Source organism: Chitinophaga tropicalis (assembly GCF_009758205.1).
Classification (GTDB): domain Bacteria; phylum Bacteroidota; class Bacteroidia; order Chitinophagales; family Chitinophagaceae; genus Chitinophaga; species Chitinophaga tropicalis.
The window spans coordinates 136,936-152,524 of record NZ_WRXN01000014.1; the positions used below are offsets into that span (position 1 = coordinate 136,936).

The window sequence follows — 15,589 nt, forward strand, 5'->3', positions numbered from 1 at the left end:
TTGGCTATTTTTGTTAAGACTAAACCCATCCAACAATACTAATGGCTGAGCAACCAATTATACAGTTATCCAATGTAAATATATACCAGGGCACTTCCCTGATCCTCGCCGATGTGAACGTTACCGTTAACAAGGGAGAGTTCGTATACCTGATAGGCCGTACCGGCACAGGCAAATCCAGCCTGCTGAAAACCCTGTACGGAGACCTGTCGCTGAAAGAAGGCAACGGTACTGTAGTAGGATTTGACCTGAAGAAAATGGACTGGAAGAAAGTACCTTTCCTGCGCCGTAACCTGGGTGTAGTATTCCAGGACTTCCAGCTGCTGACAGACAGGACCGTTCACGACAACCTGAAATTTGCCCTGAAAGCCACCGGCTGGACAGACAATAAGAAAATGGAGGAAAAGATCAATGATGTCCTGGATAAAGTGGGATTGAACACCAAAGGGTTCAAGATGCCATACGAACTGAGCGGCGGCGAGCAGCAGCGTGTAGACATTGCCAGAGCCATGCTCAATTCCCCCAAGCTCATCCTGGCAGACGAGCCCACCGGTAACCTGGACCCGGAAACCTCAGACGGCATCATGCAACTGTTGTTCAGGATCAGCAGGGAAGAAGGCGCTGCCGTGGTAATGGCTACGCACGACTATATCCTGCTGCAGAAGTTCCCGTCAAGAGTACTGCGCACTGAGAACGGTAAGGTAACTGATCACGCCAGCGTGACATTTGTATAGAGGGAAGAAAGTGTAAATCAATAGGTTACTTAAAATTTATTTGAAATTGTCAATTACCAAATATTTGATTTACCTTTGCCCCGGAAAAATAGCGACTAAATAAACCTTTATCATTTTATTATTATTAAAGATGTCTTACTTAACTGTTGAAAAGAAAGCCAATATTTTTAAAGAATTTGGTGGAAGCGAGAAAAATACCGGCTCTGTAGAAGCGCAAATTGCACTCCTGACTGAGCGTATCAACAGCATTTCCAGTCACCTGAAAGAAAACAAAAAGGACTTTTCTACGCACCGTGGTTTGATGAAAATGGTAGGCCAGAGAAAGCGTCTGCTTTCCTACCTTTCTAAAACTAACCTCACAGGCTACCGCGCCCTGCTTGAGAAATTAGGTCTCAGAAAATAATAAGAACTTTTTTATAGCGCTATTCCCAACTTATTAGGTTGGGAATAGTTTTTTTTTAGGTATACCATTTTAATCTTCACTTTTTTATGAATCTGACACCTATCTCAGTTAATTTCGATATAGGAGATGGCCGGATCGTAACCATCGAAACTGGTAAGTTAGCCCGCCAGGCAGATGGAGCCGTAACGGTTCGTCTGGGTAATTGTATCCTGCTGGCTACCGTTGTGGCTGCTAAAACTCCAAAACCCGGACAATCTTTCTTTCCCCTGACTGTTGATTACCAGGAAAAATTTGCCTCTGCCGGCCGTATACCAGGATCCTTCTTCAAAAGAGAAGGTAAATTATCTGACTATGAAGTCCTGATTTCACGTTTGATAGACCGCGCTCTGCGCCCCCTTTTCCCTGATGATTATTTCTGCGAAGTACAGGTGCTGGTTACCCTCATCTCTTCAGATCCTGAAGTGATGCCGGATGCCCTGGCATGTCTTGCTGCTTCTGCTGCACTGGCCGTTTCTGACGTGCCCATCCAGGAAATTATCTCTGAAGTAAGAGTTGCCCGCATAGACGGACAATTAACTATAAATCCAAACCGTACCCCGCTGGAAAAAGCGGATATGGACTTCATCATCGGTGCTACTGACAAGAACATCATGATGGTGGAAGGCGAAAGTAAAGAGTGCAGCGAAGAAGATATTATCAAAGCTATCGAATTTGCACACAACGCTATCAAAGTACAGGTAAAAGCACAGGAAGAACTGCGCGATAAAGCTGGTGTTACCGGCAAACGTGCATTTGACCTGCCTTATGCCAACGAAGAGCTGAAAGCTAAAATAGCTGCTTTTGCAAAAGACCGCATCCTTGCCGTAGCAAAATCTGCTTCTGCAAAACATGATCGTGGAGACGCGTTCGAAAAGATCAGCGAAGAACTGGTGGAATCACTGGGAGAACTGTCTGAAGAAGACGCTCCACTGGTAGGCAAATACTTCCATAGCCTGGAAAAAGAGGTGATCCGCAACATGATCCTGGACGAATCCATCCGCCTGGATGGCCGTGGCCTGGACCAGGTACGCCCCCTGAACATGGAAGTAGACATACTGCCTTCCCCTCACGGTTCCGCTCTCTTCACCCGCGGTGAAACCCAATCCCTCACTTCTGTGACCCTGGGTACCCCGGACGATGAGCTGCTGATAGAAAGCGCAGCTGTTTCCAAATACTCTAAATTTATCCTGCACTATAACTTCCCGCCTTTCTCTACAGGAGAGGTAAAACCAATGCGCGGCCCCGGCCGTCGCGAGGTGGGACACGGTAACCTGGCTATGCGCTCCCTGAAACAAATGATGCCGGGCAGCGAATACGCTTATACCGTACGTGTAGTATCTGATATCCTGGAATCCAATGGTTCCTCCTCCATGGCTACCGTTTGCGCCGGTTCACTGGCCCTCATGGACGCAGGCGTACCTTTGCCTAAACACGTTTCCGGTGTGGCAATGGGTCTGATCTCCCGCGCTTCTGATGGTAAGTGGGCAGTGCTCACAGACATCCTCGGAGACGAAGACCACCTTGGTGATATGGACTTCAAAGTAACCGGTACACGCGATGGTATCTGCGGTATCCAGATGGATATCAAAGTAGACGGCCTCAGCATGGACGTTATGCGTAAAGCACTGGAACAGGCCCGCCTGGGACGCCTGCACATCATCGATGCCATGTACAGCTGCATGGAAGCTGCACGCCCTGAGCCTAAACCACACGCTCCACGCATGGAGAAACTGATCATTGACCGTGAATTTATCGGCGCAGTGATAGGACCCGGTGGTAAAGTAATACAGGAGATCCAGCGCGAAACCGGTACAAACATCAACATCGAAGAAGTTGGTGAAACCGGCGAAGTAAGCATCTTCTCTGCACAGAAAGAAGGCCTCATGAAGGCGCTCGAATGGATAAAAGGTATCGTAGCCGTTCCCGAGATCGGCGAAGTATACGAATCTACCGTGAAGTCAGTAATGCCTTACGGTGCTTTCGTAGAATTCCTGCCTGGTAAACAGGGACTGCTGCACATCTCTGAAGTTTCATGGAAACGCCTGGAAAACATGGACGGTGTCCTGTCTGAAGGCGAAAAAGTGAAAGTGAAGCTGGTAGGTACCGATCCTAAGACCGGTAAGTTCAAACTGAGCCGCCGTGTACTGATGCCAAAACCGGAAGGTTATGTTGAAAGACCGGAAGGTGAACGCAGCGACCGTGGTGACAGAGGTGACCGCGGAGATCGTGGTGGCCGTGGCGGCGACAGAGGTGACCGTCGTGGTGGTGGCGATCGCGGAGACCGTGGTGACCGTCGTGGTCCACGCGATGGTGGCGACCGTGGCGATCGTGGTCCTCGTCCTCCAAGACAGGAAGAACAACGCCCTGAAGAACCAATGTTCGACAGCGAATAAGCATATTATTCATGATAAGAAAAGCCGTCTCATTTATGGGACGGCTTTTCTATTTTTCAGCCCGCCATTCATCACAAAGACACTGGTCAAAGTCGTCATCCGGACTGACCGTTCCTAACATTTCACATCCCAGGCTGGATATTTCAAGCTATTTTTCAATAGACTGAAATCACCTCCCCGGTGAAATGATCTGCTTTTTAGTTAAACGGAAACCGGCCTTATGCCCTTGTACCCCACTTTTAATATCATCCAGACATTCAAAAAGAAAGGGTGCATCCGCATGTGACGCACCCTTTTAAATTTCTGTGTTTATCTCTTTTATCTTGACTGGGCAAACTGCTCCAGGAAGAAATTACTTTCCTTGAAAATGATCTTGCCGGAAGGCAGTTTATAGATCCTGTAAGGACGTCCTGCTATATCTTCATAGAAGATAGAATATTGCGGCGTAGTCTTGTGCAGGGCCTTATCTTCTACCCTGATCCTGCCGTCAGACAATAACGTCGATAACAGGTCTTCAATGTAAGGAAGCAGGATATACTCACCCTGTGTCCAGAACAATGTGATCTTGTCTGTTGTGTACTGCAGATCTGTGTGCGTAGAGTCTTTCAGGTAGTCAAATGCCTGGGTGAAGTGTTCTTCCACTTCCTGTGGCGTCAGGCGGCTGAATTGCGCATTCTTGAAGATCTTGTTCTCGTAGCAGGTCTGATGAAGGACAGAGTCCAGTCCTATCATATAATTCATCAGGTCTACACGGTTAAATACAAGTACACTGGTAGAGTTCTTGTAAACGATAGAGTCTTTCATGGTATCGTCATGGCGATACTCTACAACATCCTGGGCCAGGCTGGTCATGGACAGTACCAGCCCTGTCATTACTAGAAGTAAGGTTTTCATCAAAATATGGTTTTGTATTAACTATTTTGCAAATATAAAAAAGTTTTCGAATGTATTCAGGTCGCGGGGGAAATGGCTTTAACATTCTGATAACAACAGCAGTTCAGGGTTTGAACGTATACACTATATATCATGCACTTAGTTTAAAAGATTATATTTGCTTTTATGTCACATATTGCAATTACCCTGACCTGTACTGCCGAATTGAAAGATATACTTGTAGCTGAGTTGTCAGAAAAGGGGTTTGAAGGTTTTGAGGAGCAGGCTGGCAACACACTTGTTGCCTATATACCCGAACAGGATTTTAATGAAACGGATATACGTGCTTTAACCGCAGGATATAATGTTACATTTACGCAGGAGCGTATTGGTCAGACTAACTGGAACGCAGTGTGGGAAAGTAACTTTGAGCCGGTACTGGTAGATGATTTCTGTGGTATCAGGGCTTCTTTCCATCCGGCATTTGTTCCTGCCCCTCAGCATGAGATAATGATCACGCCCAAAATGTCTTTCGGTACAGGTCACCATGCCACCACCTATTCCATGATCAAACTGATGAAGGGAATAGATTTCAGGAGTAAAAAGGTATTTGACTTCGGTACAGGTACGGGCATATTAGCTATCCTGGCTGCCAAGATGGGCGCTTCAGTGATAGATGCAATAGATATTGATACCTGGTCTGTAGAAAATACGAAGGAGAATGTTACCAATAACAACGCCTTGCCGGTAAAAGTGTGGCAGGCGGATTCCCTGAAGGGTATTAGAGATAATTATAATGTTGTGCTTGCCAACATCAATCGCAATATTTTACTTGAATTCATGGCAGATATGCGCCGTTTATTGGTAAGAGACGGTATTTTATTGCTGAGTGGCATCCTGAAAGAGGATGAATCTGCTATCCTGGAAACCGCCAGAAAAAATGCCCTGGTACTGGAATCCCAGATAGAAAAGGATAACTGGCTGGCAATGAAATTATTAGCCAGATAGAGGCCCAGTAGAAAAAAATAGGCAATAAAAGCATGAAAAGTATACCATTTTCGTGTTAATGAAAATTTTAATGTTTTGTTAACTTTAACATTAAATTGACTATCTTAGCAAAACCTAACTTGTTGTATGACAGAATTATTGTTGCTTTTTTGTGCTTATCTGATCGGTTCCGTACCCACAGCTGTGTGGGTAAGTAAAGGTGTATTCGGCATGGATATCCGGGAGTATGGCAGCGGCAATGCCGGTGCTACAAATACCTTCCGTGTTCTTGGCCCGAAAGCTGGTTCTTTTGTGATGCTGGTAGATATGCTCAAAGGGGTAATGGCTGTTCGCCTGTCTTACCTGCTGTCCTACTATCACAATCCTGATCATCTTACCCAGCTGGTAAACTTCCAGATAGGTCTGGGACTGGCCGCTGTAGTAGGCCATATCTTCCCGATATGGGCCAATTTCCGCGGAGGCAAGGGTATTGCTACCTTATTCGGATTAGTGCTGGCTATTCAGCCCCTGGTGGCTATATGCTGCGTAGGCGTATTCATGCTCAGCCTGACGCTTACAAGGTATGTATCACTCAGTTCCATTACCGCAAGTATTGCTTTCCCTATTCTGATCCTGTATATCTTTAATGAACCAGAGGTATTCTACCGCATTTTTGCAATAGCTGTGGCTTTAATGGTGGTACTGACCCACCAGAAGAATATCTTCCGCCTGCTGAACGGTAACGAAAGCAAAGTACCATTGTTCAGAAACAGAAGGGAAAGAAAGTAATTGACCGACCTTTCAATGTATGTCTACTTCTGGCATACCTCTTGCATTAAATCCATATAAAATTCTTTAACTTAACGCAGTTTTTGATTGTTACCTTATAAGCTTGAAGCGTATAACGTAATAATCAAAAGCTGTTTTAATTCTGTACCAATTCCTGGCGGAATAAGACATCCGTCAAACTCAAATCTTTTCAGATGCAAAAGCAATTTCTTCTTCTCGGTACCGGTCTGGTTTTACTGGCGGCCTGCGCCAAAGTGCCTATCACAGGTCGCAGCCAGCTGAACCTTATTCCTGAAAGCACTATGCAATCTATGGCCTTGCAGGAATACAAATCATTTCTTTCTGAAAATAAAACGGTAGCAGAAGCAGGCAGCAAAGATGCTGCTATGGTAAAAAGGGTAGGAAGGCGTATTGCCGATGCCGTTACCAGGTACATGACCCAGAACAACATGGGCAATGAAGTGAAAAATTACCAGTGGGAATTTAACCTTGTTGATAGTAAAGACGTAAATGCCTGGTGTATGCCCGGTGGTAAAGTAGTGGTATATACAGGTTTATTGCCGGTAACACAGAACGAAACCGCGCTGGCCTGCGTAATGGGGCATGAAATAGCGCATGCTATCGCTCGTCACGGTAACGAACGTATGAGTCAGCAGGTAGTAGCACAGGGTATACAGGTAGCAGGCTCCGTAGCGCTGAACCGCAACCCGCAGGCACAAAACATTTTCCTCCAGTCTTTCGGTGTAGGCGGCAACCTCGGTATGCTGGCTTATTCCCGTAAAAATGAGCTGGAAGCAGATCACCTGGGTGTGATCTTTATGGCGATGGCAGGTTATAACCCGCAGGAGGCCATTCCTTTCTGGCAACGTATGGCTGCAGCAGGCGGCAGTAACAAACCACCTGAAATTACCAGCACACACCCCAGCGATGCGCGTCGTGTAGCTGAACTGCAAAAGCTTATGCCGGAAGCAATGAAATACTATACACCAATAAAATAGGTACAAACTACTACCAATAGAAAAGGCTGTATCATGAGATGCAGCCTTTTCTTTTTTATGGCAATGCTTATTATCGTTCCAGGGTAATATCCACTACCTTCCTGTTCTTCTGCACTTTCATCTTTTCAGGCACATGCGCCAGTATCTCCTTCTTAAAAGCAGCTATCAGCGCCTGTTTAATGAAGAAACGATGCGTTACCAGGCTGATCTCCCTCACCGGTTCAGGAGATTTAAAATAGCGCACCATGTTCATCTGACGGGCAGAGAGCTCCTGTAATGACAACTCCGGCAGGATAGTATAACCCGCATTGAGATCTACCATTCTTTTCAATGTTTCCACACTGCCGGTATTATATTCCAGGTTCTTATATTCTCCCATAGTAAATTTATCCCGGCAAATGTTCAGCACCTGGTTGCGCATGCAATGCCCTTCATTCAGTAACCACACTTCACGTACATCTATATCTTCCGGTTTGATATATTTCTTCTCAAAAAGGTTATTGGTCTTCGCCGCATATACCACAAAAGATTCGTAGAACAGCGGATGCTCTTCCAGGCTGGGATTCTGAAGGGGAGTGGCCAGCAGTCCACAGTCCAGCTGCTCCTGTTTTAACTGCTGTACTATCTGCTCCGTCGGGTACTCCCATATCTCCAGCTTCACCTTAGGGTATTTCTTCATGAACCCCGTCAGTATACGTGGCAGGAGATAAGGCGCCAGGGTAGGTATAATGCCTACGCGCAGATTACCCTGTACTTCCTTTTTATGACCAGCAATGATCTCTTTAATACGTCCATTCTCTTTCAGTATGATCCTTGCCTGTTCTACCACCGCTACTCCTATCTCTGTAGGCACTACAGGCAGCTTGCTCCTGTCAAATATCTTGATGCCAAGTTCGTCTTCCAGCTTCTGTATCTGCATACTCAGCGTAGGCTGTGTAACGAAACATTTATCTGCAGCAACAACAAAGCTTCTGTAGGTATCTACTGCAACGATATATTCTAGTTGAACTGTAGTCATACCGCAAAATTAACCTCTTGAGAGTTATTGATAAAATCTATTTCTATGACTGTTATCAATAGATAAAAAAAGGCCCTGCATTTTGCAGGGCCTTTAAACGAATTAGAATATCCGATAGCGGTATTTGATCTTATCAGTATTACTATATAGTTCCCTGATATTGATGGAAGCCTGTATCTCTTTTACCGCTTCATCTTTCAGGTTCCTGAATTCAGCCTGCTTGGTATCAATAGTGTTCTTATCTGCAAGGCCATTATCCTGCGCTATTTTCAGAGAGCTGTTCACCTTACCGTAATAAGAATCCAGCAGTGTGAAATATTCATTGTACAGGTTCTCGAAACGTTTGGTTTGCAGGATCAGATCTTCCAGCTGGTTGTTCACTTCTTTCAGGTTCGGATTTTCACGCAGCAATGCTTCATAATCTATCTTTTTACCCTTGGTATATTTTACCTCCAGGTCATTAAAGAACATCACTACTTTCTCTTTTTTGAAGTCGAAGAAGAAGTCGTTCAGCGTTTCTCCGATAGATTTATTACCACGCTGAGGAAGCTGGTATTTCAATGCGCTGGCAGTGAACATGATATGATCATACAGGTTATCCTGCAGCAGGTTCAGCTGATCTTTATTGAAGTTCAGGCCATACTCAAATTTCTGGTTCGCATCATTCAACGCAGTATAGTAAACAACATACTTGTTCAGTTCTTTCTCAAATTCTTTCAGTGTTTGCTGATTGATCTCTTTATTGTTCACGCTGATGCTGTGCAGGAAGTTCATCACTGAATTGGCAATGGCCAGCGGCGGCGTCAGTGACGTAAAGCTCTGGAAGATCGGGCTGGCAATGATAGATTTGGTAGATTCCACGATCTTGCCATTTTTCTCATTCTTGTCAGCTTTACCTTTCAATACTACTTTTTCCACCAGTTCCACAATACGGTCACTCAGTGAAAAGCCCAGCTCTTTACTTTCCGGGTTGTTCAGTGATGTAATGAACACGTCCAGGTTGTTGGTAGTAGTACGCGATTTCAGGTCAATGATCTTTTTATTGAGCAGGTAATACGTTTCGCTCGCAAATACGATATTGTTACGTATCAGTTCATACTTGGTAATATTGTCAATTTCACGTCCCTGGAGCAGTCCCTGGATAGCGTTGGAGTTCTGCTTGTCACTGTCATTGATGCGTTGCAGCTCTTCCATTATCCTGCGGATAGTAGTATCCTGTGTTCTCACCTGTGGCATTACCACATTCCTGAGTTCTGAAGCAGGATCAGTTGTTGGCTGCTTAGGTTTTTCAGGTTCCTGTGCGCTGGCATAATGGAAGCTGGAAAGAAAAATAAGTAATAGTGTCAGATATCTCATAGAAATTAAATGCATGATCTTGACTGATTAGTTAGCAATGACAATTATAATAGGACACGCTCTCTCACCCAGGCCGACCTCAGATGTCCGCCTCCAGTTGCGACCTGTAATTGTTCCTGCATGCTATACTTAGCGTTTTTTTAACATGCCAATGAAAATATGGTGCCAAAAAACATCCGGCCGCAAAGATAACAATTTATAATAAGTTGAAATTGCCAGTCTTTCAACTACTTTATTACCTTTGCTGCCAAATTATCCACTTTCATGTTAAATAATAAGAAGATAGTGGTGGTATTGCCTGCCTACAACGCAGCTTTAACGTTGGAAAAAACTTACCGGGAAATACCTTTTGACATTGTAGACGAAGTTGTACTGGTAGACGACGCCAGTAAAGACGAAACCGTAAAGGTGGGTAAGGAGCTGGGAATCAGGCACATTATCCGTCATGACAACAACAAAGGGTATGGAGGGAATCAGAAATCCTGTTACAACAAAGCCCTGGAGCTGAATGCAGATATCGTTATCATGCTGCATCCTGATTATCAGTACACTCCGAGGCTGATCATAGCGATGAGCACCATCATTGCCAATGAAGTCTATCCTGTGGTGCTCGGTTCACGTATCCTTGGAAAAGGTGCGCTGAAAGGAGGAATGCCCTATTACAAGTACATCGCCAACCGTTTCCTCACCCTGGTGCAGAACCTGCTCATAGGTCAGAAACTGAGTGAATATCATACCGGTTACAGGGCCTTTTCCGGTGAAGTGCTGAGAAGCATTGACTACATGGCCAACAATGATGATTTTATCTTTGACAATGAAATGTTGTCACAGATCTTCATGAAAGATTACGAAATAGGAGAGGTGACCTGTCCTACCAAATATTTTGAAGAAGCGTCCAGCATCAACTTCAAGCGCAGCTGTATCTACGGACTGGGTGTGCTGAGGGTGTCATTGCAGCACCGCCTGCATAAATGGGGGCTTTTTAAAGGAAAAATATATAACTGATCTAAACTGTCTATTTTGGGCTTACAGTGGGAATTAGCGAAGAAATACCTGCGTTATTATTTTACGGCCGGCAACAGGCACGATGTGCATTCACCTTTTGTTTACGACCTGGTAGAGAAAGTTTTACGTGATAAAAGTCAACCGGCAGCATTCCGTGAAATTGAACAGGTGCGTAAAACATTATTGCGGAGTTCAGAAACCCTGCAGGTAACTGACCTCGGAGCAGGGTCGCTGATGGGCGCAGGCCATGAACGTAAAGTGAGCGACATTACCCGTCATGCGGCAAAACCGCCTAAGTACGGACAGTTATTTTACAGGCTGATACAGTATTTCCAGCCGGCCTACCTGCTGGAACTGGGCACCTCTATGGGCATGTCCACTTCCTACATGGCCAAAGCAGCGCCACAGGCAACCGTGCATACCATAGAAGGTTGTCCGAACATTGCAGCCCGCGCCGGCCGCAATTTTGAAGCGCAACAGCTCAGCAATATCCGGCAGCATGTAGGGAATTTTGATACGGTACTGGGAGAAGTGCTGAAAGAGATACCACAGCTGGATTATGTATACATTGACGGTAATCATCGCTCAGCACCCACACTGGCTTATTTTAAGCAGTGCCTGGAAAAAGCGCACAGCAATTCCCTGTTTATCTTTGACGACATTCACTGGACTCCGGATATGGAAGCTGCATGGCATACCATACAGGAACATCCCAGGGTGACTTTTACTATCGATCTCTTTTTTATAGGGCTGGTATTTTTCAGGCCGGAAATGAAAATAAAACAGCATTTCATATTGAAATACTGATATTTACCGCTTGTCTCTGAAAAACGCTTCCGCATCACTGCAGAAGCGTTTTTTTATGGCGTTTGCTTATCTTACAGGCAAACATTCCATTATGAAAACTTTTCTTGCCCTGGCTGTATGTCTCCTGCTGCAGCTCAGTATAAAAGCCCAATCTACTCCCGATTACAGCACCTACAGTTACGAAACCTACATCACCGGTCATGATACCCTTCGCTACAGGATGTTAACACCCGCAGGATATGACGTGCAAAAAGCCTATCCGCTGGTCATCTTCCTGCATGGAGCAGGAGAGAGGGGTAGTGATAATGCAGCACAGCTATTACATGGTGGCAGCCTGTTTCTGAAAGACTCTGTCAGAAGGCAATTCCCTGCTTTCGTGATCTTCCCGCAGTGCCCTAAAGATTCTACCTGGGCGCCTTTCAGGTTAAAGAGAGATACATCAGGACAGGTGACAGACATTCTCTTTTCTGACGCTGCCGACAGGGGGACCACTCCGGGCCGGTTAGTGAAGTCGCTGCTGGACAGCCTGCTGAAAACAGGTAAAATAGACAGCAAACGAGTGTACCTGGGAGGATTGTCATTAGGAGGAATGGGCACTTTCGATCTGCTGGCCCGTTATCCTTCTACCTGGGCCGCAGCTTTCCCCATCTGCGGTATGGGTAATGTAAAGAATGCCGCCCGTTTTCAGAAAGTGCCTCTATGGATCTTCCATGGCGCGGCAGATAATGTTGTACCTGTATCAGGCTCAAAGAACTACTATGATGCCTTAAAAGGAAAGAACCCGGATCTAAAATATTCAGAATATCCCGGTGTAGGACATAACAGCTGGGATAATGCTTTTGCTGAACCGGAATTGTTGCCATGGCTCTTCTCTCACAAAAAGAAATAAAATATAAAACGCCCCGGCACATGACCGGGGCGTTTTTCCACTCTGCACAGGATTTGAATTGTTAACTATTTGTGATGACCGCTATCGATGCTTTAGCTGCAGCGATAGTAGCGTCAAGATCTTCTGTTGTCAGCGCATTGCTCAGGAACCAGCTTTCAAATGCAGAAGGTGGCAGGTAAATACCACGTTCAAGCATAGCGTGAAAAAAGTGTTTGAATAATTCATTGTTGGCCCCGGAAGCTGATTCAAAATTAATGATCGGATATTCTGCAAAATGAACACTCAGCATAGAACCCAGACTGTTCACCTGGTGCACAATTCCAGCTGCACTGAACACTGATTGTAATCCTCCCGCCAGATAGGCACCTTTTTCTGCAAGTTGCCGGTATATGTCAGGATTTTCGTTTAATGTCTGCAATAATGTATAACCCGCTATCATGGCAATAGGATTGCCACTTAATGTCCCCGCCTGGTAAACTTTACCCGCAGGTGCTACATGTTCCATGATTTCCGTACTTCCGGCAAAGGCGCCCACCGGCATACCTGCGCCAATAATCTTGCCAAAGGTAACCAAATCTGCTTTAATATTGAACAGCTCCTGTGCTCCTCCGCGTGCTAAGCGGAAACCCGTCATCACTTCATCAAAAATGAGCAGGATATTATGTTGATCACACAGACTGCGCAGACCTTGCAAAAAGTCCTGCTGTGGAAGGATACAGCCCATGTTCCCCGCTACCGGTTCTACAATGATGGCAGCAATCTGGTCCGGATGTTCTTCCACCAGTTTTTCCACAGCCGGTAAATTATTATAAGGAGCGGTCAGCGTATCCGCAGCTACGGTTTGCGTAACGCCGGGTACGGATTGTATTTCCAGTGTGGCTACACCACTGCCCGCGCTGACCAGGAAAGAATCAGCATGACCGTGGTAATTACCTTCAAACTTGATGAACTTATTACGGCCGGTATAACCCCTTGCCAGCCTTAAGGCAGACATACAGGCTTCCGTTCCGGAATTGACCATACGCACCTGCTCAATATTAGGCACCATGCTGATGATCAGCTCTGCTATTTTGATCTCCAGTTCTGTAGGAGCGCCAAAGGAAGTAGAGTATGTGGCATATTCCTGTATGGCCTTCACGACAGGCTCATAGGCATGACCCATGATCATAGGGCCCCAGGAGTTGATATAATCTATATAACGGTTGCCATCCACATCGTACATGTAAGCGCCCTTTGCGCTTTTCATGAAAACAGGCGTTCCGCCCACTCCTTTGAATGCGCGTACGGGCGAGTTTACTCCACCGGGGATGAGCTTTTTTGCCCTTTCAAATAATGATGTGCTTTGCGTGTACATGGTTGAGATAATGATTTAAACTGAAAGCATGAGGGGGAAAATTACAATAATCGCACCGCATCTTTTGCAAAGTAAGTGGCAATCAGATCTGCTCCAGCCCTTTTGATACTGGTAAGAGATTCGATGATAGCCTTATTTTCATCCAGCCAGCCCATTTTGGCGGCGGCTTTGATCATAGCGTATTCACCGCTTACGTGATAAGCGCTGACAGGTATGTTAACACTGTCTTTAATGGTCCTGATCACATCCAGATAAGCCAGTGCAGGTTTCACCATTACAATATCCGCCCCTTCGTCAACATCCATCAGTGTTTCCTTCAACGCCTGCTTTGCATTGGCAAAATCCAGCTGGTAGGTCTTTTTATCCCCAAAACCAGGTGCTGAATCCAGCGCATCGCGGAAAGGCCCGTAAAAGCAGGAAGCATATTTGGCGCTGTACGCCATGATACCTACTTTAGGAAAACTGTGCTGTTCCAGTATGCTGCGGATAGCCGCAGTACGGCCGTCCATCTTATCGCTCGGGGCTACAAAGTCTGCTCCTGCCTGGGCATGGGTAAGGCTCATCTGCGCCAGTACTTCTGTCGTAGCATCGTTCACTATCTCCCCGTTCTCAACAATGCCGTCATGGCCGTAAGAAGAATAAGGGTCCAGCGCTACATCTGTCATCACCACTATCTCAGGAACTGCATCCTTGACGGCCTTTATAGCACGCTGCATCAAACCATTCGGATCTGTTGCAGACTTACCGGTATTATCTTTCAGATGGTCAGGGCATTTAATGAACAGTAATACACACTTAATACCCATGCTCCATAGCTCTTTCACTTCTTTCACGGTAAGGTCAAGCGAATGACGGAAATAACCTGGCATGGAGCTGATCTCTTCTTTCACATTTTCTCCTTCCACGATGAACAGCGGCGCAATAAAATCGCTGGGCGTCAGTATCGTTTCTGCCACTATAGCGCGTATAGCGGAGGAAGTTTTCAATATCCTGTTTCTACGTATCATGGTATTTCTGTTTAAGCTTTTAAAATCAAACGGCCCATTCCCTGGGTTTAAGATATTCCAGCAATTCTGCTTCACGGCTGCCCGGTGCAGGATGGTAATCATATTCCCAGCGTGCTCTCGGCGGCAGGCTCATGAGAATAGATTCTATGCGTCCATTGGTTTTCAGACCAAAAAGAGTACCTCTGTCATGTATCAGGTTGAACTCCACATAGCGTCCGCGCCTGTATTCCTGCCAGTCCTTTTCAGCCGTTGTATAGGGCCGGTCTTTCGTTCTCTCCACAATAGGCAGATAGGCCTGTAATAAAGCTTCACCGTTTGCTTTGGCAAAGTTGTAGAGCTGTTGTGCACTTCTTTCAGCGTTGGGACGCAGGTAGTCATAAAAGATACCGCCAATGCCTCTGGCTTCATTATTCCTGTGCTTATTTACAAAGTATTCGTCACATTGTTTTTTATACTGCGGATAAAGCTCCTTTCCAAAAGGATCACAGGCATTTTTAAATGTCTGGTGAAAGTGGACGCCATCCCGTTCATCCAGGTAGTAAGGGGTGAGATCGGCCCCGCCGCCAAACCAGCTGTCTTTGAGACTGCCTTTCTCATCATACAGCTCAAAATACCGGAAATTAGCGTGTACCGTAGGCACAAAAGGGTTAAGCGGGTGTATGACCAGGGATATGCCGCAGGCCATAAATTGGGCATCTGTAACGCCAAACTGCTGGGCCATTACTGCAGGCAGTTCCCCATGCACGATGGAGGTGTTAACCCCGCCTTTTTCAAAAACATTACCGTCAGCAATTACGCGCGATTTACCGCCACCGCCGCCAGGGCGTTCCCAGCGGTCTTCACGGAAACGCGCTTTGCCATCTATATTTTCCAGCGCCGTGCAGATATCATCCTGCAGGCGGTGAATGAGGGAAATAAAATCGTCTTTGATGCTCAT

15 protein-coding genes are annotated in these 15,589 nt (G+C 45.8%); 9 read left to right on the forward strand and 6 right to left on the reverse strand.

Annotated elements, in window-relative coordinates; genetic code table 11:
• The first annotated feature begins 41 nt into the window (after nt 1-41).
• From GO493_RS25180 to GO493_RS25190, 3 genes are all read left to right on the forward strand, one after another.
• Nucleotides 42-734, forward strand: coding sequence for a cell division ATP-binding protein FtsE (locus GO493_RS25180; protein ID WP_157308999.1), 693 nt, complete (start codon nt 42-44; stop codon nt 732-734).
• Nucleotides 735-864: 130 nt separating this feature from the next.
• Nucleotides 865-1,137 carry a 30S ribosomal protein S15 gene (gene rpsO / locus GO493_RS25185; RefSeq protein WP_012794085.1) on the forward strand — a complete coding sequence of 91 codons (273 nt, stop codon included), beginning with the start codon at nt 865-867 and terminating at the stop codon, nt 1,135-1,137.
• 86 nt (nt 1,138-1,223) lie between these two features.
• Nucleotides 1,224-3,569, forward strand: coding sequence for a polyribonucleotide nucleotidyltransferase (locus GO493_RS25190; protein WP_157309000.1), 2,346 nt, complete (start codon nt 1,224-1,226; stop codon nt 3,567-3,569).
• A 318-nt stretch (nt 3,570-3,887) separates the two neighbouring features.
• Here GO493_RS25190 and GO493_RS25195 read toward each other — a convergent pair whose 3' ends face one another.
• Nucleotides 3,888-4,463, reverse strand: coding sequence for a hypothetical protein (locus tag GO493_RS25195; RefSeq protein WP_157309001.1), 576 nt, complete (start codon nt 4,461-4,463; stop codon nt 3,888-3,890).
• Between the two features lie 165 nt (nt 4,464-4,628).
• On the opposite strand from GO493_RS25195, the gene prmA reads away from it, so the two are divergent.
• The 3 genes from prmA to GO493_RS25210 all read left to right on the forward strand — a co-directional run bounded on the left by prmA (nt 4,629) and on the right by GO493_RS25210 (nt 7,216).
• Nucleotides 4,629-5,450, forward strand: coding sequence for a 50S ribosomal protein L11 methyltransferase (gene prmA / locus GO493_RS25200; protein WP_157309002.1), 822 nt, complete (start codon nt 4,629-4,631; stop codon nt 5,448-5,450).
• Nucleotides 5,451-5,576: 126 nt separating this feature from the next.
• Nucleotides 5,577-6,218, forward strand: a complete 642-nt coding sequence (gene plsY / locus GO493_RS25205) for a glycerol-3-phosphate 1-O-acyltransferase PlsY (protein ID WP_157309003.1) — start codon at nt 5,577-5,579, stop codon at nt 6,216-6,218.
• Between the two features lie 194 nt (nt 6,219-6,412).
• Complete coding sequence (locus GO493_RS25210) at nt 6,413-7,216, forward strand: M48 family metallopeptidase (RefSeq protein WP_157309004.1); 804 nt, start codon at nt 6,413-6,415, stop codon at nt 7,214-7,216.
• Between the two features lie 70 nt (nt 7,217-7,286).
• Here GO493_RS25210 and GO493_RS25215 read toward each other — a convergent pair whose 3' ends face one another.
• Complete coding sequence (locus tag GO493_RS25215; RefSeq protein WP_157309005.1) at nt 7,287-8,234, reverse strand: hydrogen peroxide-inducible genes activator; 948 nt, start codon at nt 8,232-8,234, stop codon at nt 7,287-7,289.
• 102 nt (nt 8,235-8,336) lie between these two features.
• Nucleotides 8,337-9,590, reverse strand: coding sequence for a hypothetical protein (locus tag GO493_RS25220; protein WP_232539055.1), 1,254 nt, complete (start codon nt 9,588-9,590; stop codon nt 8,337-8,339).
• Between the two features lie 264 nt (nt 9,591-9,854).
• Between GO493_RS25220 and GO493_RS25225 the strand changes: the two genes are divergently transcribed.
• From GO493_RS25225 to GO493_RS25235, 3 genes are all read left to right on the forward strand, one after another.
• On the forward strand, nt 9,855-10,595 hold the full coding sequence (locus GO493_RS25225; protein WP_157309007.1) for a glycosyltransferase family 2 protein: 741 nt from the start codon (nt 9,855-9,857) through the stop codon (nt 10,593-10,595).
• A gap of 15 nt (nt 10,596-10,610) precedes the next feature.
• Nucleotides 10,611-11,402: an O-methyltransferase gene (locus tag GO493_RS25230; protein ID WP_157309008.1), complete on the forward strand. Its 792-nt coding sequence runs from the start codon at nt 10,611-10,613 to the stop codon at nt 11,400-11,402.
• A 91-nt stretch (nt 11,403-11,493) separates the two neighbouring features.
• Entirely contained in the window at nt 11,494-12,291 is a 798-nt protein-coding gene (locus tag GO493_RS25235; protein WP_157309009.1) for a carboxylesterase family protein, read from the forward strand.
• A gap of 61 nt (nt 12,292-12,352) precedes the next feature.
• On the opposite strand, the gene hemL is transcribed toward GO493_RS25235, so the two are convergent.
• The 3 genes from hemL to hemF are packed head-to-tail and all read right to left on the reverse strand — an operon-like array spanning nt 12,353 to nt 15,589.
• A complete protein-coding gene (gene hemL, locus GO493_RS25240; protein WP_157309010.1) occupies nt 12,353-13,645 on the reverse strand; it encodes a glutamate-1-semialdehyde 2,1-aminomutase in 1,293 nt (430 codons plus the stop codon).
• Nucleotides 13,646-13,686: 41 nt separating this feature from the next.
• The gene (gene hemB, locus GO493_RS25245) at nt 13,687-14,652 is read right to left on the reverse strand and encodes a porphobilinogen synthase (protein WP_157309011.1); all 966 of its coding nucleotides are present in this window, start codon (nt 14,650-14,652) and stop codon (nt 13,687-13,689) included.
• Between the two features lie 25 nt (nt 14,653-14,677).
• Nucleotides 14,678-15,589: an oxygen-dependent coproporphyrinogen oxidase gene (hemF, locus tag GO493_RS25250; protein WP_157309012.1), complete on the reverse strand. Its 912-nt coding sequence runs from the start codon at nt 15,587-15,589 to the stop codon at nt 14,678-14,680.

Excerpts from the sequence above, each read along its gene's own strand:
- plsY (WP_157309003.1), top strand. The coding sequence starts at position 5,577 with ATGACAGAATTATTGTTGCTTTTTTGTGCTTATCTGATCGGTTCCGTA.
- GO493_RS25235 (WP_157309009.1), top strand. The coding sequence starts at position 11,494 with ATGAAAACTTTTCTTGCCCTGGCTGTATGTCTCCTGCTGCAGCTCAGT.
- GO493_RS25180 (WP_157308999.1), top strand. The coding sequence starts at position 42 with ATGGCTGAGCAACCAATTATACAGTTATCCAATGTAAATATATACCAG.
- GO493_RS25210 (WP_157309004.1), top strand. The coding sequence starts at position 6,413 with ATGCAAAAGCAATTTCTTCTTCTCGGTACCGGTCTGGTTTTACTGGCG.
- GO493_RS25225 (WP_157309007.1), top strand. The coding sequence starts at position 9,855 with ATGTTAAATAATAAGAAGATAGTGGTGGTATTGCCTGCCTACAACGCA.
- GO493_RS25220 (WP_232539055.1), bottom strand. The coding sequence starts at position 9,590 with ATGAGATATCTGACACTATTACTTATTTTTCTTTCCAGCTTCCATTAT.
- hemL (WP_157309010.1), bottom strand. The coding sequence starts at position 13,645 with ATGTACACGCAAAGCACATCATTATTTGAAAGGGCAAAAAAGCTCATC.
- hemB (WP_157309011.1), bottom strand. The coding sequence starts at position 14,652 with ATGATACGTAGAAACAGGATATTGAAAACTTCCTCCGCTATACGCGCT.
- GO493_RS25195 (WP_157309001.1), bottom strand. The coding sequence starts at position 4,463 with ATGAAAACCTTACTTCTAGTAATGACAGGGCTGGTACTGTCCATGACC.
- hemF (WP_157309012.1), bottom strand. The coding sequence starts at position 15,589 with ATGAGCATCAAAGACGATTTTATTTCCCTCATTCACCGCCTGCAGGAT.
- rpsO (WP_012794085.1), top strand. The coding sequence starts at position 865 with ATGTCTTACTTAACTGTTGAAAAGAAAGCCAATATTTTTAAAGAATTT.
- GO493_RS25215 (WP_157309005.1), bottom strand. The coding sequence starts at position 8,234 with ATGACTACAGTTCAACTAGAATATATCGTTGCAGTAGATACCTACAGA.
- GO493_RS25190 (WP_157309000.1), top strand. The coding sequence starts at position 1,224 with ATGAATCTGACACCTATCTCAGTTAATTTCGATATAGGAGATGGCCGG.
- prmA (WP_157309002.1), top strand. The coding sequence starts at position 4,629 with ATGTCACATATTGCAATTACCCTGACCTGTACTGCCGAATTGAAAGAT.